This window comes from Clostridium sp. HGF2 (assembly GCF_964240115.1).
GTDB lineage: Bacteria > Bacillota_I > Bacilli_A > Erysipelotrichales > Erysipelotrichaceae > Clostridium_AQ > Clostridium_AQ innocuum.
Map to the genome: position 1 here is coordinate 47,488 of NZ_CAXSSO010000005.1, position 24,376 is coordinate 71,863.

Sequence of the window (24,376 nt, forward strand, 5' to 3'; positions counted from 1 at the left end):
AAGTGAATCCGTCAATAGTTTTAAGAATAAAATTAAAAATAATTCTTAGTTTTATCATTGGAAGGAAAAGCGGTTATGCAATGCCTTCCTTTTTATGCAGCAGTACCACACACTGTGCCTGCACACCTTCCTCACGACCAACGAAGCCCAGCTTTTCCCCGCGTGTTGCCTTGATGCTAACCTGTTCCATATCACAGCACAGTGCCTCTGCGACATGCTTTCTCATTGCCGGAATATGCGGAGCCATTTTGGGTCGTTCAATCATGATCATGGCATCCAGATTACCGATTGCGTATCCCTTTTCCTCCATAATCTTATATACCTGCCTCAGCATCCACAAAGAATTCATATCCTTATATCTTTCATCGGTATCCGGGAAATGCTTTCCCAAATCCCCCAGCGCCAGCGCCCCCAGAATACTCTCCGCTATTGCATGCAGCAGCGCATCCGCATCGGAATGCCCAAGCAGTCCCATCTCATGTTCAATTTCCACGCCTCCCAGAATCAGCTTTCTTCCTTTTACCAGCTGATGTATATCTGTTGATTGCCCGATTCGTATCATACAGACACCTCCTTCTTATATTTATATAGTGTATCGCAGATTTACGGAAGACGCAATTCATCCGTGTTTATTTCATAGGGAAACACAGTTAGTTTGTATTTCTTACTTTTTTGTAATTTGTAGAAAAATACTATAAAATGAAAGAACCTTATGGTATTATTAAACTATAATAAAAATAGTAAGGGAGAGAAACAAATGAAAAAATTAGCCGCACTGGTATTAAGTTTTGGTATGCTGTTTTCCATGGCTGCCTGCTCCGGTTCCAAGGTAAGTGACGACGCACTGGATAAGCTGGAATCCTCGGTAAAGAAATTCAGCGAGGTAAAAAATGCGAATTACTCTGCAGATATGGATATGACTGTAGATAAGGAAAATGCAAAGATTAAGCTGTATGGTGGTTTTATTTCAGAAACAAAGAAGCCTCTGCAGTTGAGCATGATCATGGATATGGAAGCAAGTGGACAGAAGCTGGAGAAATACATGCAGCTGTTTGTTAAGGACGATACCATGTACCTGAACATGATGGATATGATGAAACAGAAAACAAGTCTGAAGGATGCAATGGGTACTGCAAGTATTCCAAATGTAAATTTTGATGCGGATACCTTTAAAATGAACAAGGAAGACATGAAGAAATTCCTGAAGGAAGCATCTGTAAAGGGAAACGACCTGAAGCTTTCCTTCGATGTTGAAAAGCTGAACGAGGAAACAAAGAAAGAAACAGAGAAAAACAATGTTACGGATGCGAATGTAGAATTCAAGAAGCTGGATATGGATGTCACATTGAACAATGACTTCATGGAGAAAGCTGTCATTACCATGGAGATGACAAATACCAAGGGTGAGACCAAGCAGGAAATGAATGGTACGATATCTCTGACCGTAAAGGATATCAACAAGGTTTCCAGCATTGACTTCCCGGACTTCAAGGATTACAAGGAAGGCAGCATAGAATAACATGTAACGGCCGTTGAACTCTTAGCTTCGCGGCCTTTTTCTAAATAGAAAAGGGAGATGAGAAAATTGAAAAAAATACTGGCGATACTGACCTGTGCACTGATGGGTTTCACACTTGCAGCATGCAGCAGTAAGAACAAAATAAATGAGGATGCACTGGATGCGTATGCAAAGGCAGCAACAAACATTACAAAGATGAAATCCGCAGCCTATGATATGAAGCTGCTCGTTGATGCAGATGATATGGATATGCATGCCAAGGTTACCATGGACGGAACGTATAATGCGGAAAAGAAGCTGCAGCTGGCTTTGCACATGGATGCCGCTGTAAATGGAATCGGACTCGATGATCTTGCATCATTTTATATGAAGGATGATGTTGTGTATGCAAACATCATGGAGATGGAAAAGGAATACAAGGAATTGGATGATCAGCTGCTGAACAGGCTGAAGCTTGATAAGGAAACCGGTGATCCGAAAAAGAATGTTGAAAAGAGCTTTGAAGAAATGACGATGGAGGAAAAGGATGGCAGAAAGGTCATCACGGCTGTCATGAATAAAGACGGTCTGAGTGCCGCAAAGGATTATGCTAATAAATCCATTGATGATGATACCTTTAAACTCGGGAATGGCATTAAAGTCACCGGTATACGTGAAGGCTCCTATATTTTCACAGTGAATAAGCAGAATCAGTTTGAGCGTATAGAAATGAAGGTCGCAGCGTCCTATGAGCTGGACGATGAGGACGAAAAAAAGAAAGCAGTTGATATGACGATCAGCCTCGTAGTGAATCTGAACGATATCAATCAAGTAAATAAAATTGATTTTCCATCCTTTAAAGACTACAAAAAGGCAGATAGCAGGAAATCGGAAGCAAATGACCTGCTAAATGAATTAAGTAATGAAAATGCACTTTGATATATTGCATTTTACATTTATTTCTGATATGATGTACAGGCTTATAAGGGAGTAGTTAGCTCACATTTGAGTAGTTAGGTCAACATAATGATTCACAGTGAATCTGGCTTAAGTATTAAATAACGAGACTTATGCGTGTGTTTTTCACGTATGAGTCTCTTTTTCATTCAGGAGGATAAGGGTATGAGTTTATTTTCTATTTTTATGATTGGTATCGGGCTGAGTATGGATGCATTTGCGGTCAGCATCGCAAGAGGTATGACAATGAAGAAAGAAGATCTTCTGCGTTATGCACTCACGCTGGGTTTTTTCTTTGGTGTTTTCCAGGCTGTTATGCCATTGATCGGCTGGTGGGCAGGAAGCTATTTTCAGGAGTTCATCGCTTCCATCGACCACTGGATTGCATTTGGTCTGCTGGCCATCATCGGAGGGAACATGATACGGGAGTCTCTTCGTGGAGAGGAGGAGGCCTGTGAAGATAAATCTCTGACTTTAAAAACCATTCTGATTCTGGCTGTAGCGACCAGCATTGATGCACTTGCTGTCGGTATCAGCTTTGCATTTCTACAGGTACATATCTGGACTGCGATTACGGTTATTGGTGTTACAACCTTTGTGCTGAGCTTCATTGCCGTCTATCTTGGAAACCGCCTCGGTGATCTTTTAGAGAAATATGCCGGCATTCTGGGAGGTATCATTCTGATACTGATTGGTACGAAGATTCTTCTGGAGCATCTGTTTGGGTAGAAATACCTGTTGATGCTCCCTTTTCTATGATTTTATGATAAAATTATACGTACATGAATGGAGGAATGTATATGAAGCAGCCACTGGCTTTTCGGATGCGGCCGCAGCATCTGGATGATATCATCGGACAGCAGCACCTGATTGGTGAAGGCAAAGTTCTTCGCAGATGTGTTCTTGAAAAGCGCTTATTCTCCATGATTTTCTATGGACCTCCCGGTACCGGTAAAACAACACTGGCTATGGTGCTCGCAAACGAGCTGGAGCTTCCGTTTCGCATGTTTAATGCAGTAACCGGAAATAAGAAGGATCTGGAAACCATATTTCAGGAGGCAAAGTTTTACGAGGGACTGATCGTGATCATTGATGAGGTGCATCGGTTAAACAAGGATAAGCAGGACCTTCTGCTCCCACATGTGGAAAACGGTAATATCACCCTGATCGGCGCAACCACCAGCAATCCGCTGCATGCCATCAATCCCGCCATCCGTTCCCGCTGTCATCTGTTTGAAATCAAGCAGGCGCAGCAGGAGGATATCGAACAGGCTCTGATGAAAGCCATTCATCATCAGGACGGCCTCAATGACAGTGTTCAGATTGAGGAGGAAGCACTGCATATCATAGCGCGTCACAGCAATGGAGATATACGATATTCACTCAACATTCTTGAAATCTGTGCACTTGCAAGTGACGGTGTCATCACACAGGAGCTTGTTTCTCAATATTCCCAGTTTCCGAATATGAGCATGGACAGCGATGGAGACGGTTATTATGATGTATTAAGCGGATTCCAGAAATCCATTCGGGGAAGTGATGTAGATGCTGCCCTGTATTATCTGGGTATCATGATCGAGGCGAATGATATGGACAGTATCGAGCGTAGACTGCTCGTTACCGCATATGAAGATATCGGTCTGGGAAATCCTGCAGCAGTGGCACGGTGTGCAACGGCAATTGATGCCGCAAAACGAGTAGGCTTTCCGGAGGCCCGTATTATCCTGGCCGCAGCCGTGATAGATCTGACTCTATCACCAAAGTCAAAGAGTGCAGAGCATGCAATCGATACAGCAATGAGTACACTGCGCCATACCTCCTACAGTGTCCCGGATTATCTTCGATATACACCGGTCAATATGGATGATGATGAAAAATATGATTATGAACGTAGTGATCTATGGAATCGTATCCAGTATCTGCCGGACAGATTGAAAAACAAGCATTTCTATGAACCGGAGCTGACATCCTCCTACGAAAAAATACTGGCGCAGAATCTGGAAAAACTGCGCAAGGTACCACGTACGAGCAATCTGAAAGCATTGAAAAAGCAAAGCAGTCGATAATGGCAATAGTATTGTTATCCTCACGAAGCTGTTCTGCATAGTTCTTACTTTCTTCTGCAGAATGCAACATCTAATACTTAAAGCAATCCTCCTGCATTCCCATATGTAATACGCTAGCCAGCTGCCGCAATGAGATCATCAGATTTATATGTCATTTTGAAAAAGGGTGAAATTCATCCTTTTTTGATATCCCATCAGCAAGAAGCAGGCAGCCGCCAATGATTTAAAAGGTAGAGGGCAGGCTGTCAGAATATACTTCAGCATAAAAAAACGATATAATCCCTGTTATATCGCAGTACGCATTCTTTCCCTCAATAATCTAATACTAGTCAAAATATTTCAGATAGTGTTTCAGGTCGCTGTGACTCTTGAATCCATGCTGACTCAGCAGCTTGAAAAGATTTTTTCTTCTGACATTCGCAGTCATACGAAGACCGCAATATCCGTTTTTTCGTACTCTGGCCTCAAATACATCATAAATCTGACGCACCTCTTCATTGTCCGCGTAATCATCACTGACTACCAAAGCCACAATATTGACCAGCTTATCTGAATACAGTGTTTCATAAGGCGATCCGTGAATATAACCAACAACTCTGCCTTCATCCTCCGCAACGGTGATAAAGTCACTTCCCGTTTCCAGTATGGAAATGATACGCTCATACACCTTATCCCCATCATAGGAATACCCCAGCTTTTCATTCAGTGCATGGATGTCCTTATAATCTTCCGGTTTGATTCTTCTAAACTCCATAGCAATGCTCCTTTCCATTTCAGCTTTAGTCTATCATAGAATTGCCGTGATTGTAACAGTTTCTAATACAATTCTTGCCACATTTCTCACCTTTATACCGCATGTATAAATATTTGTTCTCTGGGGATGCTGTAAGTGTTGAAGCTGCCGCATGCAGTTTACGATGACAACAGCTACTATATGAAAGAAAGGCAGATGATATGACATGGTACTTTTAATATTCGCCGCCGCAGGGATACTTTTACTGTTTTATTTGTTTACAAGAAAAAGCGAACAGCCGGTTCAGAAGGTAAATATTCAGGCAGATATACAGCATGATGAAGAAGCAGAGATATTTCTGGCCGGCGGTTGCTTCTGGGGTGTACAGAAATTCTTATCCTCCCTTGAAGGCGTCCGCTTCACGGAGTGCGGATATGCGAACGGAACGAGTGATAATCCAAGCTATGAGGATGTCTGTACAAAGGATACGGGCTTTGCAGAGTGTGTACATGTCCTGTATGATAAAAACGTGCTTACGCTGGAGGAGCTTTTGAATCAGTTTTACACTATCATCGACCCGGTATCCGTAAATCGTCAGGGAAATGATATCGGCTCTCAGTATCGCACCGGTATTTATTATACCAATCCAAAGGATGCCGATGTTATACAGCAGTCTTTGGACAAGCTTCAGAAATCCTATGATCAGCCGCTTGCTGTTGAATATCAGTCTCTTGAAAATTTCTATTCCGCAGAGACCTGTCATCAGGATTATCTGGATAAGCATCCGGATGGTTACTGTCATATACCCGCCTGGAAATTTGAAAGGAAGGAAGCGGCAGAGCCCCACCGTTTCCCGTTGCCGGAGAAGCAGGAGCTAAAGCAGAGACTGAGTGCAGAGCAATTTGCAGTAACACAGGAAAACGCGACAGAGCGACCTTATCGAAATGCTTACTGGGACACCTTTGAAAAAGGAATCTATGTCGATATTGTCAGTGGAGAACCACTATTTCTTTCTACGGATAAGTTTGTTTCCGGTTGCGGATGGCCGAGCTTTACCAGACCGATTCAGAAAGACCTGATAAAAGAAAAAAGTGATATAAGTGGAGGTATGCGTCGAACAGAGGTACGCAGTGCACATTCCGACGCGCATTTGGGACATGTGTTTGATGACGGTCCGCAGCATTGCGGTGGGATGCGTTACTGTATCAACAGTGCAGCATTGAAGTTTATTCCCATCTCTGAGATGGAGGAAAAGGGATATGGTGATTATCTGGCGCTTATACAGCAGGAAAACCAGCAGTCTACTGAATGAGGTATGCGTTTTTCGCACGATACAAAAAAGAACAGGAGAGTATGCTTACGTTCAAAATCGGAATAAGGTAATTCTAGGCTATCAGTCACTATTAGAATTACCTTTTTTATAATATCCGAGAGTGAATCAGAGCCTGCTTCATGTTCTTTTTCTAAATGTATGTTCACATACCTGTTCGTTTTTTCGCTGTTTCTTTTCTACAGTGTTGTTCCTTATCCCTTTTCGGTACTCAGGGAAGGAGTAGTATGGAAGTAAAAGCTCCCTTTACTCGTATAAAAATGAAAAGCTTACATGTATTTATCATGGATGCTTTGTCCAATACCAAGTCTTCAGCAGCACCTGTGATTTATATAATACCTGTAAATGCACCAATGAAAGCAAGTATAATATAGATAATAATCAGATGTGTTGCTTTCGCATGTTTCTTTACCATCAAAATCCATGTCACAACGAGCAGAAGCAAAGGCAGTACAGATGGGAATACACCATCCAGAAAGCCCTGAACCGTAACATCCTTTACGATTGTAATATTCACGCTTAATGCCACAAAGCTGGCACCGATCGCACCCGTTACGATCAGACCCAGAATAGAGAACGCCTCCTGAATACGCTTTGCATTTTTACCAAGAAACATATTGACGGATTCAATTCCTAATCTGTACCCTCTAAAATATACAATATAAGAGAAAGCAACAATCAGAGGAAACATGGTAAATATGTAAAACAGAGGACCTACGATACTTCCATCAGCTGCAAGAGAGATGCCAATACTCAAGAAAATCGGACACATCAATCCCTGGAAAAAGCTATCTCCAATTCCTGACAGCGGTCCCATAAGACCAACCTTCACGCCATTGATCATACCGTCATCAATCTCTGCACCGTTCGCCCGATTTTCTTCAAGAGCTGCGACAATACCGGGTACCACACTGCCTAGAATGGGCTCAACATTATAAAATACACTATGACGTTTTAATGCCTTTATCTCTTCTTCCTTATCGTCTCCATACAATTCCTTAATGATTGGCAGCATACTATGCAGGAAACCAAATGCCTCCATTCGTTCAAAGCCAAGAGATGTAAGATGGAAAAATGACCAGTTTAAATAACTCTTCATCAATGTTGATTTCTTTAATTTCTTCTGTTCCATTAGAATTCAACCTCCATATCGTCTTCCTCCTGATCAGCAGGAGTGCTTCTGCCAAGAAGCTTGTATGCGATTACTGCAAAAATTACAGCAATTACAGCAACAGCTACCATACTCAGTTCAAAGTAGGTTATGAGAATAAAGCCTGTCAGGAAATATACCCAGTATGTTCCATCCTTAATTAACAAGCTGGTAATCATCGTGATACCAACAGCTGGTAATACGCCGCCTACAATTTCCAGTGCATGAATGGTCCAAGCCGGTGCAGCATTTGTCAGACTGATTACATAGTCTGCACCAAAGTACAAAACGAGAAATCCCGGAACAAAACGAAGCAGGAAGGTAGTTAATTGGGCACCAAAGACATGATATTTAATAACACCCTTATAATCACCTTTTTCTGCAGCTTTCACAGCCATATTACCCCAGAATACATTGCAGAATTCCATACCATTCCAGATTAGAATACCAACGATTCCTAAGGTTGTGGCAAGTGCTATAGAAACATTGGCATCTCCACCAGATACTACTCCGAGTGCTACAGCAGGATAAGCAACAACAGCGATATCTGTTTGAATGGAACCACCAACAGACATTGTGGCAAGATATACTGTTTGAACAGCTGCTCCCACTGTGACACCTGTTGAAACATCCCCAAGAATAATTCCAACGATCAATCCGGAAGCCAGCGGCTTACTTAAAACATAATATCCTCCAAAATCCCCCATAAGAACTGGTACACACTCTGCTGCTAAATAGCTGAACAGAGCAATCAGTACTGCCTGTAATATACTCACACGACTCACTCCTCTCCTATGTTTTTATTTATGATGTACGGATTTCCAATCAACTGCCTGTGTAGAAGGAATATTCTGGAATACGATTTCTTTACCCTTTTCAGAAAGATATTCGCACGCCTGTATTTCTTCATCATTTAATGCTGTAAATTGAGCAAGAAGGGTTCTGCCTTCTTCCTGTGATACCGGTCCGAGAGTGATTTTATTACCTACATTTACACCGCCTTTCTCCAGTTTCTCGAACACAATAGGTGATCTGGCTATCAGAATATAATTTCGTTCACTCTCTGATGCCTGCTTCGCCTTGATCAATGCCTGCTCAACGGTATAAATAAAAACTTTCATTCCCACTGCAGCATTTTTGTAAATCTGACGCATTGTTGGATCATTCGATATTTCATCATCCACCAGCAGAATACCGTTGTTCTGGAAAATCTTGCTCCACATGGTAACTGTTTGTCCATGAATTGCCCGATCATCCACTCTTGTAAAAACAAATGACATATGTCCAGCCTCCTTTTTGTACTAACCTTAATCAAATTATTACATACAATTATTTTATTGTCTATACAAAAATTAAAATTTATTAAATTTGTTATGCTATAAAAAAAGGTACTATCAATTTTAAAATTTTTTATTTTGCTGATTTTTAGACATTCTTCTTTATTGTCCTGGAAAGTAAAGAAAATAAAATATTATAAAACTAGGTTTTTTCGTAAATCTATAAAGAAAAAGCATACAATTCTCTGCTTTGTACATATAAAAGTAATAAAAATACTCAGGTTGACAATAGAATCCGAGCATGATAATAATGAAATTAGAAATGATTGGAGGTCATATTATGGACTATGATTTTGGAAAAGCATCTACCATCCCATCTGTATTTAACGACGAAACAAGAGAATTGCAGGTACCACCGGATACTGTGATTGAGGAAATCGCAATCCGAAGAATGAAGGATATGCGTGAATTATTCCGTAATTCTGTAGATTATGAGGATGATTATCCTCTGTATTACATGTATAACGGTATCTACCGCAGCGCCCACAAAGAGATCTTTAAGAGTCAGCATATCCGTTATGAATATACCATTCTAATGCCACAGACGATTCATAAGGAAATGATGAAAGCTCACGGTCATATTCATGGCGTACATCCGATTAAGAAAACAAGGCACATTGAAGCATATGAGGTTCTTCAGGGTACAGGATTTTTTGAATTATTTGCCTATGAAGAAAACAGTATTCAGGTGATTATGTTAAATGTGAAGCCTGGGGATTATTTAATCATTCCTAGCGGTTATTACCATTTATCCATCAATACGGGAAAAGATCCGTTTATATTTGGTGATCTGATTATTGAAGATGCCAATAGTGAATATGGACATCTGAAAGAAATGAAAGGTGCTCCAGTCTTTGTTATGGAAGGTTCCTCAAGTTTGCCGGAATTCGTATTGAATAAACAGTATCATGAACATGAAATCAGAATTACGCAATTGAATGCGGAAGAGGTCCCTTGGGAAAATCCAGTTGATCCAATCCCTTTATATGCACATTTCATTGCAGATCCGGATGCATTCAGCTTTCTAAAATAACATAATGCAGGAAACCTGCAGTAAAAGAAAAGAGAAATTCTATCACTGTTTCTTTCTTACTTTAGGGTATATGAAAAAGGGAGACTTCAACTTCTATTGATAAAACCAATCATGTTGAATCTCCCTGTTTTATGTTTACCCACAATCGGGAAAGAGCCCTGTCACTGATTTCTCTTTTTTCGTTCCTATTATATTTTACACTTCAGCTTCTCCAGTAACGGACCAAGCAAATGTTCATCTTCTTTCCGCATTCCGTACTCTCCTATCCGGATATGCGGTTTATAGCTGCCGTGAAAATCACTGCCGCCACTGATCAGCAAATGCTTTTGTAATGCATATTCCTTAAAATAGTTCTGCTGATCCATGGTGTGATAGGTTGTAAATACTTCGATGCCATCCAGCCCCATGGAACAAATTTCATTCAGTAAAGCATCCTTCTTGAAAAAAGCAACACCGGGATGGGCAAGGACCGCGATCCCATTATACTCATGTATCAGTTGTATTACATCCTCTGCCTGAGGATATGGTACAGGAACAAACGCCTCTTTACCATAAGAACAAGAATCCCAATAGAAATTGACGACTGCATTACCCGCCCTCTTTCCACCTTCATAATAGTCCTGCAGCTGCTGCAGATGCTCTCTTTGCGCATGAGCTAAAAACGTTCCGTAAATCACCTGAAAAGGATTTTCCTTTCTGCACCGTTCCATAAGCGTATCAACCTGCAAATCAACATGGTACAGCTCTTCAAGACGCTGTGCCTTGCTTTTGAAAGCCGCAAATTCCAGTTCATTTATTCTTTCATGAAGATGTTCGAATACCGGGGCATGATATTGCAGCTGAAAACCGATGATATGTGTTTCATATCCATGAAACAGAGAATCAAATTCAATTGCAGGTAATACAGCAATTCCCTGTTTCTTTCCTTCCCGATACATTTCATCAATTCCCTGCATACAATTATGATCACAAAGAGCAACCGTATGCAGTCCTGCTTTCTTTGCAAGTTCAATTAATGCAGAGCATTCATACTCACCATCGATACTCCAGATAGAATGCATATGAAGATCCTTGCTTACACGATTAGAATTCCGCATCTTCATCAGCTTCCTCTACATTTGATAGCTGCAATTCCATAATGCTTTCTCTTCCCTTCGCGATACAGTGCTTACACAATGCATCCAGATCCATAAAATTTCTGGATATATAAGCTTCCAGTACCATGATGAGATTACAGCCGGAAATAATATGAAGATCATGTTTTCTCTGCGCTTGTAGTATCTGAGCCTGATTTGCGGGAGATCCCCCCGGTATGTCACAAAATATCAAAATACCGTCACCTTGGTCCAGTTCATCACATTTTAAGGATAATTTTTCATGAAAATCTGCCGGATCATCCTTCTCCTGTAAACATAAAACATCCAGAAGATCACTTTCATCATTGAAAAAACAATACGTTTCTTTCAGTCCCTGAGCCAGAGGTCCATGTGAAATCAAAAGTATTCCTATCATTATAATTTCCTCCTTTTCTACATCATACCTTGATTTTTTTCTTCAGTCAATAATTTGTTTATACATATGACAAATAATGTATACATATATATTTTTGTATAGACAATTTATTTTTTCAATGCTATAATGCAATCGTAAAGATCCCATGATATAAGCAATATTGGATCGGAAAGGATAGGATACCATATGAAGTATTTAACATCAGCATCTAATTACGAAAAGCACCCCACCACTGTCATACAGGGACATGACAATCAAGCCGTACGAGGTTATGAGGACATATGCAAATGGATCAAAACCAAAATGACCAAAGAGCGCAACATCGTTTGTGTCGACTGCTACATTGGCGTAGATCAGGAGGAACTGCTGGAAGGTTTATGTAAATATCTGACATTTGATAAAATTATTTGCAGTGATACGATTTTTTATGATAATGATAAGATCTATGAGCTTTTAAAGCGTAACATTACCAATGACCGTGTATATGGAATTGCTTATTACGGAAAGTGGATGGATTTAGTAGATCCGCAAAGACTGGCAAATGCCCGTGAAGAAGCAGATACAGCCACTGGTAATATTTTGATTCTCGGTACTGCTGCAGACTACATCACAAAGAGTGATATTCTTGTTCTTGCGGATATGACAATCTGGGAAATTCAGATGCGCTACCGTCATGAGCATCTGCCGAACTTCCATACAGATAATGCAGATGAAGACATGATACGAAAGTTCAAAAGGGGATATTTCATTGACTGGAGAATAGGTAATGTACATAAGCAAAGCCTATATGATAAATTTGACTTCTATCTGGATACTGTAAAGCACAATGATCCCCGCATGATTGACAGAGAAGCATTTGAGGATGGTCTAACACAGCTTTTACAGCAGCCGTTTCGAACAGTACCGTTCTTCGATGAAGGACTCTGGGGCGGTCAGTGGATGAAGGAGGTTTGTGATGTAGAGGATAAAGACAGAATCAATTATGCATGGAGTTATAATCTTCTGTTCCAGGAAAATGAGGTAAACATCACATTTAAAGATATTTCAGTAAATATTCCAGGCTATACTTTGATGCAGCGTTTTCCAAAGCAATTGATCGGCGAAAAAGGCTTTGCCAGATTTGGTGCAGAGTATCCGATTCGTTATGATTTCCTAGATACGATGGAAGGTGGAAACTTATCCCTGCAGGTACATCCAAACCAGCAATATATGGTACAAAATTTTGCGATGCCTTTTACACAGGACGAAAGCTATTACTATCTTGACTGTGCAAGTGATGAAGAAACTTACATATATCTCGGTTTAACTGATGAGGCTAACCGTGAAGAGATGGAACGTGATCTCAGACTGGCATCTGAAGGAAAAATTGATTTTCCTGCTGAAAAGTATGCAAATAAGCTGCCAGCTAAAAAACATGATCACTTCAGCATACCGGCAGGTACAGTACATTGTTCCGGAGCTAATACAATGGTCTTAGAAATTTCCTCTTCACCTTGTATTTTCACTTTCAAATTATGGGATTGGGGAAGAATTGGTTTAGACGGACTTCCAAGACCTGTTCATATTGATCATGGTATGAAGAACATTCAATGGGATAAGCATACCAGCTGGATTAAAGAAAAATGTGCTTTTGATCCGGTATTGATAGAAGAAGACAGTGTACATAAAGAAGAACGTACGGGATTGTGTGAACTTCAATTTCTGGAATGCAGAAGAATCTGGATGACTGGAAAAACAACGCATTGCACAGATGGAGAAACCAATGCTCTGAATTTAATCAGCGGTAAGGAAGCTCTCATTGAAAGTCCGGAAGGACAATTTGCGCCATTCGTCATTCATTTTGCTGAAAGCGTATGTATCCCTGCAACCATAAGGTCTTATACGATTACACCATACGGAGAAAGTGAAGGAAAAGAAGTCGCTATCATGAAAACATTTGTCCGTTTCTAATATGAAACGACTATATCGTATTAAGCCGATTGGTCATTACCGGATATGGGGAAGTGATACACTGGGAGACCAATTCCATCTCACAAATCCCAGATCCATAGGTGAAATCAGCTGTGCCAGTGCGAATTCCTCATGTGATTGCGAGATATATGAGGAAGCGTATACCTTATCTGATTTTTATAAGAATCATCCTGAATATTTTCATCTGTCATGTAAACAATTTCCCCTGCGTATAAATATAATGGCAGCAAATGAGGATTTATCTATTCAGGTACATCCTGATAAAACATCCACAACAGACGCTCAGCCGGAAGCCTGGTATGTCATTCACAGTGATGGCTCCCGGTTATGTCTGGGGCACAACTGGCAAAAGAAACAGGATTTTCTGGATGCGGTTGCTCATCACAAGCTTCTTAATGGAATTCGCTATCTTCCCTGTGCCAGCAATGACTATTTCTATTTACAGCCGGGAACCGTACATGCGGTAGGTAAGGGATCTCTGATATACGAACTCACATGTCAATCTGATATCACATATCGGCTTTATGATTATGAACGAACAGATGAATCAGGACATAAGCGACCCCTGCATATAGAACAGGCTGCAAAGTATATATACTATCCGCAAGTATTGAAACAGCGCACACCGATACAATTGATACAAAGCAGAGATTGTATACAGACAGTATACCAAAATGATCCCGGCATCTTTACGTTAAAGAAAATAGAGCTGCATGGAGATACCACGATACACCATAAGGATTTCCACCTCCTAACGGTAATTGAAGGAAACGGCACGATCAACGACGAACATATAAACAAATGGGATACACTTCTTCAAATTTGTGATACAAAAATTCATCTATGTGGTGATATGACAATCATGGCAGCGAGCTTTAAAGAAGCAAAGACTTCCTGCATAGCCACATAACCCTATGTATGACATAACGATAGCGAAACACAACTCTATAGCATCTGCAAACAGTAAATGCGTTATCCAAACTATCCGTTTAATACTAAGCTGTATTTGCAGTTTTCCTATCAATAGTGCATGTATATAATGGGCAAAGTCTTTTGGAACTTACCTTACAAAATAAAACCCTGAAGTTATAGAGGACATAATATCCATAACTTACAGGGTTTTTATCTTATTCTTTACAGCAGAGATGCCGCTTCTTCGTCCACAATCAGAGTGAAATGAGGATGCAATGTCAGAATGGAGGCTGGCACATCCTGATCAACCACCTGTTCCAGCAGTGTTTTGATAATGCCTGCTTTTTTTACTCCGCTGGCAATCATGACGATATGTCTGGCACGCATAATACTGCGTGGACCCATTGTAATATAATACTCAGGAACATCTTCCTCAACATTATGAAACTCCGGCAAGATGCGTGCTTTTAAACGCTGATCATTTTCCACACGGGTTGTCAGATCACCAAATTTTGTCGTCTGTGGCAGATTACCGCAAAAGTGACCGTCTGCCCCTACTCCCAAAATCACCATATCCAGCCCACCGTCTTTTTCAATGCGCTCGTCCTGTGTCTGATAATTAAACTGATCAAGCTTATGAATTTGTTCTTCTTTTATGTGAGCAGGTGTAAAGAATGCATCCCGCAGACCGGATATCGTAACGCCCTCACGGTCCTCTTTTCGATAGGGTATTTCATCAAAGTTATAGAAATGCACATGCCGAAACTGTTTTTTATCTTTTACCATAGGTACCAAAATTTCATACATACGCTGCGGTGTCGTCCCACCTGTTATCGAAAGATTTACTCGTTCCCTATCCTGATACATATAACTCATCACATAGCCTGCGGCTACCTGACTCATCTCTTCAACGTCTTTACCGATTATCATTTTCATTTTTATATTCTCCTTAACATATAATATTCATAATTTCCTGACCAGCAGATACTGCATGCTCTTTATCTTTCACAAACAGGTCGAGATACTGGTTGGCGTTCGTGATGATCATAATGACATCACTATTGTAGTTTTCTTCTTTTATTTTCGCCTGATCAAATCGTATTAAGGCAGTTCCCTTAGTAACCGTGTCTCCCAGCTGTACTTCAGAAGTGAAAAAGGCACCGTTTAAATTCACCGTATCAATTCCGATATGAAGAAGGATATCCACACCCTCACTGCTTCGGATACCGATTGCATGCAGTGTAGGGAACAGGGCGGTTACCTCACCATCCACCGGAGCATATATAACATCCTCCTCTGAATGGAAGGCAATGGTTTTTCCCATTTTCTCCTGTGCAAAGGTATCATCCGGCAGCTCCTTCACATCTGTAAAGCTGCCATTTACCGGACTGTACACGGATATGACCTTATCATCCATTGATGCTGTTATTGTAGGTTTTACGATTGCCTGTACTTCCTTGATATTTACGCTTCCATCCTCTTCGATCAGCTTATTTTTCAATAGAAAGATAATGGCCATTGTTACAGCAATGGAAACAGGCAGACCAATGGCAATTCCCATAAAGCCTTCTCCAAATGTTGCAGGGATGGTAATCAGAGAGGACATGACCATGGCATACTCCGCACCATTGAATGCCGCACAGATAGCAGCACCAATTCCTCCACCAATCATCGTTGCTATCATAGCAACCTTATATTTTACAATGATGCCATATAAACTTGGCTCTGTAACTCCCAGAAATCCTGAAATTGCTGCGGATAGAGATATATTCTTCATTTTTTCATTCCGCTTACGCAATATCAGATAGATAGCTAATGGCGCAGCAGCCTGTGCCATAGTACTCATATAATTCATAGCTCCAATTGTTGTGAATCCATAGGTAGCAAGCTGCTGAGATACGATTGCACGTACTGCATGATGCGTTCCTGTAAGAACGGTCAGCGGACGCAAGAAGCCAATCACAAATCCGGCGATAATCGGTGAGAAGCTGATTAGTGCCTGTACTCCCTCGGCAAGGTACTCACCGATATAAAATCCAAGTGGACAAATCATAACCAGAGAGACAGGTATGATGATAACCAGTGACAGCATCGGTGTAAAGATAACACTGATAATATCCGGGATATGCTTCTCAAAAAAGCGGTATACATAGCTTAATATCCAAACGGATAAAATGATCGGTATGACAGAGGCATTATAATCTAAATATGGCACACTGATAAAGCCGAAAACCTGAAAGCTTTCCGAGCCTGCATTGATGCCCTCATACATAGTCGGATGCATCATACTGCCGGCAACCGCCAACGCCATATATGGGTTTGTCTTAAACCGCTTTGCGGCAGATACGGCTAATAGAAACGGATAGAAATAAAACATACCATCCGATACGATATTCAATAGATTAAAGAGATTGCTTCCCCATTCAATCCATCCAAACTCCCAGAACATAAAGAGAAAGCCTTTGATCATACCTCCACCGATAATCGGAGGCAGACTTGGAATTAAAATGGAGGATATTGTCTCCAACAGATTTGATAGGAAGGATTTCTTCTCCTTTGGCCCTGTCTCCTTTTCTTCATCATTGAAAGCCGTTAATGCGGTAAGTGCCTGATAGACCTTTGTCACCTTACTGCCTACAATAACCTGAAACTGCCCGTTTTGTTCCTGTACCCCCAATACTCCCTCCAACTGCTCAATATACTTGACATCTGCTTTTTTTCTATCTTTTAAGGTGAATCGCAATCTGGTAACACAATGGGTCAGATTTTTAATATTTTCCTCTTTCCCTATATGATCCAGGATTGCTTTTGCTAAATCCTGATTTTTCATAAATGACTCCATTCCCCCGCACTTTGCGTGCGGACACAAATATTACACGAAGGTTGCTTCATACTACAAACTGGATTTTCTCTTTCACTATCTCCTATTGCATTGCATTTTCAGTAAACGGTTAATATGTAAGGTAAGATATAATTTTTCACTATATGCTGATGTATTTTGATAAAGTACATCCATTTTGTCTGCAATACTTTGTGCACAGGCATATGCCTTTGGATATTTTTCCTGTACAATCTCCAGCAGTTCATCATTGATGGATTCCTCTATTTCAAAATTCAGCTGACGGATCAGATAATATCTTAAATGTGTTATGAAACGAGAGAACGATGTACTGTTCTGATCAATCGTACAATCAAAATATGTTTCTATATAGGAAACAATTTCTGCCATAACATCTGTCAGCTGTGAAACATCATATGCTTCGCTCAGTCCACCTAATGCATTTACGACATGCATTGTCAGAAATACGGCTTCTCCCTGTGGAAGGTCTACATGCAAACGTTCCTTAATCAGATGCAGTGCGTAGTAGCCAACTTCCATTTCTTTAGGATAAAACTGCTTGATTTCGTTTGCGAGAGGATGATCTATCAGCATATGCTTCTGCATGCGTTCCATTGTAAATTTTAGATGATCCGCAAGTGCAAACATCAGGTTTCCGGAAACCGGTTTACCCAGCATTTCATTTGCCTTAACAATGATTTCCTCACAGACATTCAGTGTTTCCATTGGAAGACTTTTTAACAATTTTATATAATAGACATCATCCGTATGCTCCTGTAATATAAAACGTTGTTCAATCAGCTGTTCATTCACATCATTTCCGGGATATACCTGAAATCCCAGACCTTTTCCGGTTACGATCATCTTTTGTGTTCCATCCTTGATGAGTACGACATTGTTGTTTATACGATTGATAACCTTCATAATGACACCTCTTTTTTTATGTGATCACATAGGAATTAAATAAATGGAATAAAAAAGACCCAAATGATTTATACTAAAAATCACTTAGGTCATGCCGGCATATTCCGTAACAAATCCTGGTTACTATTTAATTCATTTACATTCTAACAGACGCAATTTCTCTTGTCAACCACTTTCATCAGAAAAATGAAACCGCTTATATTTATAAATTACGGTTTTCGCAATCACCTGTAAGAAAGTTTATTCGTAGAAATTACTTTGATAACCATAGCTGGAAACATACCATTTCATACAGCAGCAACTAGAAATCATATATAATATAAAACAATTTTATGCAGTCCGTCTCCGCTTATATTTCCTATGCGCGTTCCTTTATTATAATTTTTTATCACTGCAATTCATCGCAGTCATGCCCAGCTCAAGTCATTTTATCAGGCGTCATAAGCAATCATTTCTTTATCCTCACATCGCCTTTCACATTTCTCTTGTCATTTTTCTCGCCCGAACAATCAGAAAGCTTGGTTTGATAAACTCTTTTATCATACCCGGACATTCCTGCAGCGCATGTTCATCCGGCAGCGTTTCCACCATATCTTCTACAAAAAAACCAGTGTGTGCAAGCGTGGTGATGATGGTTCCCATCATGCGATGACAGTTTTCCACATTGTCGACATACCAGAAGCCGCTCCTCTTTCCTTCCCTTCCATAATCAGAAAAGGTATAGGAAATACAATCTCCATGCTCATCGTGATTATAGTGACCCTTTCCATCATAGGTCGCAGTTATAATTGGATGCTCCTGTGAAAACAGAAGGATGCCACCCGGTCGTAACAGCTTATAAATATCATGTACCAGGGCAGGGAAATCTTCAGCATAATGAAAGGCTAGAGAGCTGTACACAAGATCATAGCTATTGTTTAAGGTGCCAAGCTCCGCCATATCCATTCGCATATATGTAATTACAGGATGTGCATAGTTTCTTCTTGCTTCTTTCAGCATTTTTTCTGAGATATCGATCCCGGTTACATGTGCAGCGCCGTTTTCTGCAAAATGAAGACAGTTATGCCCATAACCACATCCGATATCCAATATCGCCTTACCTTTACTATCCGGCATCAGCTTCTGCATCTTTGGCTGCTCCATAAAATCATTATAGTTTTTCCTATGCAGACGTAAATCCATATACGCAGAAAAAAATTCATCATTATCGAAAATATTTTGCGTCATTTCACATTCCTCCTTCTTTCCTCTATGATTTTTCGTGACCGCTCCGCCTGTATTTTCAAAATGCCGTTTTTTTCTGCATATGCCTGAACAAACGCTTCACTTTTTTCACAGGTAAAGGCAGACATGCAAAGAAGCAGCTTCCACAGAATCAAAGAGTCTTTCTTCCATTTTTCAGCCAGCTGCAAAAGTGAATCACAGATTTGTGGTGAAGCGATATCCGGGTGATAAAAGGCCATAAACCCTATAGCGTCCAAAGCCTCACTTACTTTTGCTTTATCGTCACCTTCTGTAACAGCTACTAAAACAGAGGCTGTACATGGATTCATTTTTCCCATACAGCGCGCTATAATATCCCGCGGAAGTGGATAGGATTTTTTTGCGGATACTGTCTCGGGAACTGTTTTATACTGGTTTGTCCCTATCCTTCCCAGATACAGAGCCATTTTTTCAGCTGTTCTTTGATCACCTGCCTCAAGCGTTTCACAAATTGCTATCCGCGTGTATAAGCACTTCTCCTTTTCCAGCTGCTGAAGAAGCTCATCAGCAGCCTGCTCCACATCTTTTTTCAGGCTGATTGCTGCAGCACTTCTTATCCATGCCGTTTCATGTGATAGCAGAAGTATACGCTTCTTCACTTCCAAGGATGACAGCTCTTCTATATCATCCAATGATGCCTTTCCCCGCTTTCGCAATTGCTCCTCTGTACTTTTCATACACATACCCCCTTCGATAAAAAGACACCGTACAGTGTCTTTCAGCCTATTTGTTTTTATATTTTTTTGAAGTTTCCGTACTTACAACCGTATAAGTAAACATCTTATAGTTGTAAATGGTTTTTGTATATTCGATTGGATTATTATTCAAATCATACGCCGTATTATAAACAATCAGAGCAGGACCTGACTTTGCCTGCAACAGAATATGTGCGTCTTCACCGCGAATGCTGTCTGCCCGAATGTCATCTCTTGCCCATGATAAATCCAGGTGATAATGCTCATAGAAAACATCATATAAAGAAAAGCTTTCAAAGTTGAACATTTCAAGACCCGGACAGTATAATGCATTGATATGCGCATATTCTACAGCGATTGCTTCATCATTCGCATAACGGATCCTATGCAGAAAATAGACTTCATCCGTTTCCTTCAGATTCATTGCCTCACGTATATGCTCATCCGGTTTTATCCTTTCCAGATGCAGCACCTTACTATGGCATTTCAATCCTTTTCGCTCCATGAGTTCTGTAACGCCCAGTATTTCCTTGCTTCTTTGAATCATCAAATCCATTACAAACGCACCACGGCCACGATCAATGCGTACCACTCCCTGCTGCTCCAGCTTTTGCAGGGCATGTCGGATGGTCATTCTGCTTGCGCCAAAGCGCTCCTGCAGCTCCCGCTCAACAGGAAGCTTATCTCCCTGTTTATATATTTCCTGTCGTATTTCCTGATGAATCGCATCTGCAATTTCCAAATATTTAGGCTTACTCTCTTTCATTTACCTCACCTCATTGTATGTTAATCCTATTATAACAAATAAATCAGTATTTGTATGTACCTTACAGGATAATATATCTTGAGTAGCAATTGTCTATACAAAACATCCTTCATAGTGTATATTTATTTCCTATCAGCAAAGATATCATACTCACTTTACAGTATGGAAAAAGGCCCATCACACAACGATTGGACCTAAAGAAGCTTCTCTCACATCACATTGCAAGAACCTTATTCCATTTTTCTTCAATAACAGGAATCCCGTTTTTCCTATGCTCCTCCATCGTTTGCCACTCCGGTTCACCCGGAAATAAAACAGGCCTTGCTTCATCAATCGGCTTGGATGCCTTGATATAAGCGAGGATACCATCCACAATGGCATCGGTCTGCTCTTCAGTATTTGCCTTCGATGGGTCTATGGCAATCATCATCTGAGATAGTCCTATCTCATCTTCAAAGGTCCCGATTGTATGCACCGCATTCCCGGCTGTCAGCACACTTGCGATCATATCCAGTGCAATCGAAATCCCGCTCCCCTTCCAGAAGCCCATGGGCAGCACTCTTTTTGTTTTGTATATTTCACCGGGATCCCTTGTAATCTGTCCACTGGTATCATATCCGCCAGGCACCGGAAGCTGCAAGCCCTTCAGCCTGTAATCCTCTATCTTTCCATAGGAGAACTGAGACATTGCACAGTCGATTATTACGTGTTGCCCATTGCTGCGCGGAATTGCAAATGCCAGTGGATTATTTCCGATTCTCTGATCCTCACCACCCCATGCAGGCATATTCGGCTTTGTATTTGACCAGCAGATACCGATGCACCCGGCATCCGCTGCCTGAAACCCATAGCTCCCACCACGCATCCAGTGATTGTTATTGGCCAGTGCTACCATACCAATGCCATACTGCTTTGCCAGCTCACAGGCTCTTTCCATAGCCTGTCTGGCATTCAGGGGACCAAAACCGCGATGTCCGTTCCAGCGTTCATACGCTCCAAGCTGTAGCTCACAGGTTGCCTTGATATCAGGATCTATTTCTCCCTTCTCCAAATACTCCACAACCTTTGGAAAACGATTCAATCCATGCGAATAGACCCCTGCCAGACTATTCTGTGCAAAGATTGCCGCAGCAGCCTCTGCTCTGTCCTCCTGAAACCCCTTCTTCGTTAAAACACGTTTGAATTCCTGCAGCATTGTATCATAGCTTACACGCATAATAAGTTCATTCCTCCTCACGGTACTTTGATAGTTGCGTTTCCTGGTTTCCATATATGGTTCTATGTACTCGCTCTATGTTCTTAGTTGCTCTTAAACAAGCACGGTTGTCAGCCCATGATGATTTCCTTTAGCTGATCTCCTTCATTTTTATAGAAATCCTTAAGGATACGCAAATCTGTTCCCAGTGCAAAATCACGAACGCCAAGCTCATAATAATAGGCCGCATCCGCCGCATTCCGTATTTCTACACGGATGCGTTTTCCATATCGAAGTGCTGTTTCGATTACATATTTTTCAACCTCTTTGACCTCATCCGGATGTGCGCTTTTATCAAACCCGGAATTCATGGAGAAATCAGCAGGACCGAACTGCAGGAAATCGACCTCCTCCACCTGACAAATCTCTTCCAAATTGTGTACTGCCTCAACCTTTTCTATCATAAAGCCCTTAACGATATCACAAACATCCCGTGCGTAATCCATCTGACTGGACAGATTGGCATTGCGTATCCAGCGTCTGTTCACAAAGCCAAGAGCGCCTCCATCCGGTGTTGCCGGTGTAATTTGCCGGATGGTCTCTCTCACCTCTGCCGCTGTTGTATGATCGGTGAACAGGATTCCCTCAAAACCGGATGCCATAGCCTTTTGCGCCACATATATACGATTGTGATAGTCCGGCTTTATAATCATGGAAATATTGTGCAGCTCTGCTGCGCGTGCCATGTTCTCCAGGTCGTAATGGTCAAATGGGGCATATTCCGCCAGGAATTCCACATAATCATACAGCTCGTTGCTGCCGATGATTTCAATAAGCTGCGGCCATGTAAAATCGATACGGGTTGCGACGATAACTTCTTTTTCCATTAATTTCTTTCTTAACTGATTTATCATATTGTTTTTCCTTTCCTGCAGAGCTCTTCTGCTATCGTTACTTTTTGATTCTTTAACACTGTGTGCGATATCCCTGCTGCCATGGTAATCAGACGCATCAGCTGGTAACCGGTTTCCTCCAGATATTCCTCTGTATGTGCCAGTGCCTCATGGAGTGGATAGATTCCCTGCTGTATGGTGAAAATGCCTTGAAAATATGCAGTAAGTGCTGCACAATCCACTTCCCTCTGCCCGCATACGGCAAGCACAGGAATGCCTTCCTTCTTCGCTACCTGCGCAATACGTATCGGAAGCTTTCCCTGCAGGGTCTGATGATTCATCTGTCCCTCTCCCGTAATCACCAGATCTGCTGTATGCAGTCTTTGCTCCAGACGGACATAACGGTTGATCAGCTCATAGCCAAAGGTTAATTCCGCACCGAGTATGTGCAGTCCTGCAGCACAGCCGCCACCTGCACCGCAGCCTTCCTGCATAAGATTTCTTGCGCTTCGCTGCTCCAGTAGATGAAGCTGCTGTTCCAACTTGTGCATCTGCATGGCATTTGCCCCCTTCTGTGCAGAATAGGTAAGCACACAGCCCTCTTTTCCATACAGTGGTGCACAAACATCACAGCCTACAAGAAGCTTCATATCACCGAGCTTCTTTCTTACGGTCTGAAAGGCTTCTTCATCCCAGTGATCAAAAGCAAACAGAGGATTGCAATCGTCAGGCAGCACATTTCCCATTTGGTCATACAGCCTGATGCCCAGTCCCTGTAGGACACCAAGACCACCATCGGTTGTGATTGTTCCGCCGAGAAACAGCAGTACCTTGTGAATGGCATGGCCGTGCAGCTGATTAAGAAGCTCACCGAGTCCATAGGTTGATGCAGTGGCAGCAGTGGCACTGGAAACCTCGCAGTTATGCAGCCCGAAGATATCCGCAGCCTCCACAGCACAGCACAGGCTTTCCTCCTCTTCAAACAGCAGTGTGCGCACGGTTATTCGTTGATGAAAGGCATCCCGGCATTGCCAAGTCCTGTATTCCCCCTTTACACAGGCTGCCAGTGCATGGACGCTGCCCTCTCCTCCATCCGCTACACTGCAAACCGTCGTCTGATGTCCGCTTGTCCGCAAGATTCCTCTTTCCAGAGCCTTTCCTGCTCGTTCAGAGGACAGCGCGCCTTTGAATGAATCCATCGCTATTAGAACGTTCATGTTCATCTCCTTTCCCCTTACAATATAATTCTAATATGCAGATAGGAATAATCATATGTGTTATAATACAAATATAACCATGATT

General features: G+C 41.4%; 24 protein-coding genes. 8 read left to right on the forward strand and 16 right to left on the reverse strand.

Annotated features, from left to right (window positions below; genetic code table 11):
- Positions 1-73 precede the first annotated feature (73 nt).
- Positions 74-562, reverse strand: a complete 489-nt coding sequence (ispF, locus tag ACESPQ_RS10060; protein WP_008816219.1) for a 2-C-methyl-D-erythritol 2,4-cyclodiphosphate synthase — start codon at positions 560-562, stop codon at positions 74-76.
- 195 nt (positions 563-757) lie between these two features.
- Here ispF and ACESPQ_RS10065 point away from each other — a divergent pair, with 195 nt between their 5' ends.
- From ACESPQ_RS10065 to ACESPQ_RS10080, 4 genes are all read left to right on the forward strand, one after another.
- Positions 758-1,519 (forward strand): DUF6612 family protein, encoded by a 762-nt coding sequence (locus tag ACESPQ_RS10065; RefSeq protein ID WP_002606498.1) that lies wholly within the window; start codon positions 758-760, stop codon positions 1,517-1,519.
- Between the two features lie 57 nt (positions 1,520-1,576).
- Positions 1,577-2,437 (forward strand): hypothetical protein, encoded by an 861-nt coding sequence (locus ACESPQ_RS10070; RefSeq protein ID WP_373144323.1) that lies wholly within the window; start codon positions 1,577-1,579, stop codon positions 2,435-2,437.
- Positions 2,438-2,620: 183 nt separating this feature from the next.
- On the forward strand, positions 2,621-3,184 hold the full coding sequence (locus ACESPQ_RS10075) for a manganese efflux pump MntP family protein (protein ID WP_008816217.1): 564 nt from the start codon (positions 2,621-2,623) through the stop codon (positions 3,182-3,184).
- Positions 3,185-3,255: 71 nt separating this feature from the next.
- Positions 3,256-4,521 carry a replication-associated recombination protein A gene (locus ACESPQ_RS10080; protein WP_373144324.1) on the forward strand — a complete coding sequence of 422 codons (1,266 nt, stop codon included), beginning with the start codon at positions 3,256-3,258 and terminating at the stop codon, positions 4,519-4,521.
- 325 nt (positions 4,522-4,846) lie between these two features.
- Here ACESPQ_RS10080 and ACESPQ_RS10085 read toward each other — a convergent pair whose 3' ends face one another.
- Complete coding sequence (locus ACESPQ_RS10085; protein ID WP_002606502.1) at positions 4,847-5,275, reverse strand: GNAT family N-acetyltransferase; 429 nt, start codon at positions 5,273-5,275, stop codon at positions 4,847-4,849.
- Positions 5,276-5,480: 205 nt separating this feature from the next.
- Between ACESPQ_RS10085 and msrB the strand changes: the two genes are divergently transcribed.
- Positions 5,481-6,566, forward strand: a complete 1,086-nt coding sequence (msrB, locus tag ACESPQ_RS10090; RefSeq protein ID WP_002606503.1) for a peptide-methionine (R)-S-oxide reductase MsrB — start codon at positions 5,481-5,483, stop codon at positions 6,564-6,566.
- Positions 6,567-6,912: 346 nt separating this feature from the next.
- Here msrB and ACESPQ_RS10095 read toward each other — a convergent pair whose 3' ends face one another.
- From ACESPQ_RS10095 to ACESPQ_RS10105, 3 genes are read right to left on the reverse strand one after another with little or no spacing between them, the layout of a single operon-like run.
- Complete coding sequence (locus ACESPQ_RS10095) at positions 6,913-7,716, reverse strand: PTS system mannose/fructose/sorbose family transporter subunit IID (RefSeq protein ID WP_002606505.1); 804 nt, start codon at positions 7,714-7,716, stop codon at positions 6,913-6,915.
- Entirely contained in the window at positions 7,716-8,510 is a 795-nt protein-coding gene (locus ACESPQ_RS10100; RefSeq protein WP_002606506.1) for a PTS mannose/fructose/sorbose/N-acetylgalactosamine transporter subunit IIC, read from the reverse strand. The genes ACESPQ_RS10095 and ACESPQ_RS10100 overlap by 1 nt, the downstream gene beginning before the upstream one ends.
- Before the next feature lie 24 nt (positions 8,511-8,534).
- Positions 8,535-9,014: a PTS system mannose/fructose/N-acetylgalactosamine-transporter subunit IIB gene (locus tag ACESPQ_RS10105; protein WP_002606507.1), complete on the reverse strand. Its 480-nt coding sequence runs from the start codon at positions 9,012-9,014 to the stop codon at positions 8,535-8,537.
- Between the two features lie 337 nt (positions 9,015-9,351).
- Here ACESPQ_RS10105 and ACESPQ_RS10110 point away from each other — a divergent pair, with 337 nt between their 5' ends.
- Positions 9,352-10,104, forward strand: coding sequence for a glucose-6-phosphate isomerase family protein (locus ACESPQ_RS10110; protein ID WP_257327463.1), 753 nt, complete (start codon positions 9,352-9,354; stop codon positions 10,102-10,104).
- 188 nt (positions 10,105-10,292) lie between these two features.
- Here ACESPQ_RS10110 and ACESPQ_RS10115 read toward each other — a convergent pair whose 3' ends face one another.
- Both ACESPQ_RS10115 and ACESPQ_RS10120 read right to left on the reverse strand, forming a co-directional pair.
- Positions 10,293-11,201, reverse strand: a complete 909-nt coding sequence (locus ACESPQ_RS10115) for a PHP domain-containing protein (protein WP_233448419.1) — start codon at positions 11,199-11,201, stop codon at positions 10,293-10,295.
- The gene (locus ACESPQ_RS10120; RefSeq protein WP_002606510.1) at positions 11,188-11,616 is read right to left on the reverse strand and encodes a PTS sugar transporter subunit IIA; all 429 of its coding nucleotides are present in this window, start codon (positions 11,614-11,616) and stop codon (positions 11,188-11,190) included. The genes ACESPQ_RS10115 and ACESPQ_RS10120 overlap by 14 nt, the downstream gene beginning before the upstream one ends.
- 186 nt (positions 11,617-11,802) lie before the next feature.
- Between ACESPQ_RS10120 and ACESPQ_RS10125 the strand changes: the two genes are divergently transcribed.
- Complete coding sequence (locus ACESPQ_RS10125; protein ID WP_257334131.1) at positions 11,803-13,566, forward strand: class I mannose-6-phosphate isomerase; 1,764 nt, start codon at positions 11,803-11,805, stop codon at positions 13,564-13,566.
- A 1-nt stretch (position 13,567) separates the two neighbouring features.
- Positions 13,568-14,497, forward strand: a complete 930-nt coding sequence (locus ACESPQ_RS10130; protein WP_054343674.1) for a type I phosphomannose isomerase catalytic subunit — start codon at positions 13,568-13,570, stop codon at positions 14,495-14,497.
- A 224-nt stretch (positions 14,498-14,721) separates the two neighbouring features.
- On the opposite strand, the gene ACESPQ_RS10135 is transcribed toward ACESPQ_RS10130, so the two are convergent.
- From ACESPQ_RS10135 to ACESPQ_RS10175, 9 genes are all read right to left on the reverse strand, one after another.
- Positions 14,722-15,435 (reverse strand): glucosamine-6-phosphate deaminase, encoded by a 714-nt coding sequence (locus ACESPQ_RS10135; protein WP_373144325.1) that lies wholly within the window; start codon positions 15,433-15,435, stop codon positions 14,722-14,724.
- 13 nt (positions 15,436-15,448) lie between these two features.
- Positions 15,449-17,329, reverse strand: a complete 1,881-nt coding sequence (locus ACESPQ_RS10140) for a glucose PTS transporter subunit IIA (RefSeq protein WP_257334129.1) — start codon at positions 17,327-17,329, stop codon at positions 15,449-15,451.
- A gap of 87 nt (positions 17,330-17,416) precedes the next feature.
- A complete protein-coding gene (locus ACESPQ_RS10145) occupies positions 17,417-18,262 on the reverse strand; it encodes a PRD domain-containing protein (RefSeq protein ID WP_257334128.1) in 846 nt (281 codons plus the stop codon).
- Positions 18,263-18,736: 474 nt separating this feature from the next.
- A complete protein-coding gene (locus tag ACESPQ_RS10150; protein WP_002606516.1) occupies positions 18,737-19,489 on the reverse strand; it encodes a class I SAM-dependent methyltransferase in 753 nt (250 codons plus the stop codon).
- Positions 19,486-20,202, reverse strand: a complete 717-nt coding sequence (locus tag ACESPQ_RS10155; protein WP_002606517.1) for a hypothetical protein — start codon at positions 20,200-20,202, stop codon at positions 19,486-19,488. Before ACESPQ_RS10155 ends, ACESPQ_RS10150 begins: the two co-directional genes overlap by 4 nt.
- Before the next feature lie 46 nt (positions 20,203-20,248).
- A complete protein-coding gene (locus ACESPQ_RS10160) occupies positions 20,249-20,986 on the reverse strand; it encodes a GntR family transcriptional regulator (protein ID WP_002606518.1) in 738 nt (245 codons plus the stop codon).
- A gap of 214 nt (positions 20,987-21,200) precedes the next feature.
- Positions 21,201-22,202, reverse strand: a complete 1,002-nt coding sequence (yiaK, locus tag ACESPQ_RS10165; protein WP_373144326.1) for a 3-dehydro-L-gulonate 2-dehydrogenase — start codon at positions 22,200-22,202, stop codon at positions 21,201-21,203.
- A gap of 110 nt (positions 22,203-22,312) precedes the next feature.
- On the reverse strand, positions 22,313-23,095 hold the full coding sequence (locus ACESPQ_RS10170) for an HpcH/HpaI aldolase family protein (RefSeq protein ID WP_109770750.1): 783 nt from the start codon (positions 23,093-23,095) through the stop codon (positions 22,313-22,315).
- Positions 23,092-24,291 (reverse strand): glycerate kinase, encoded by a 1,200-nt coding sequence (locus tag ACESPQ_RS10175; RefSeq protein ID WP_373144327.1) that lies wholly within the window; start codon positions 24,289-24,291, stop codon positions 23,092-23,094. Before ACESPQ_RS10175 ends, ACESPQ_RS10170 begins: the two co-directional genes overlap by 4 nt.
- Positions 24,292-24,376 lie beyond the last annotated feature (85 nt).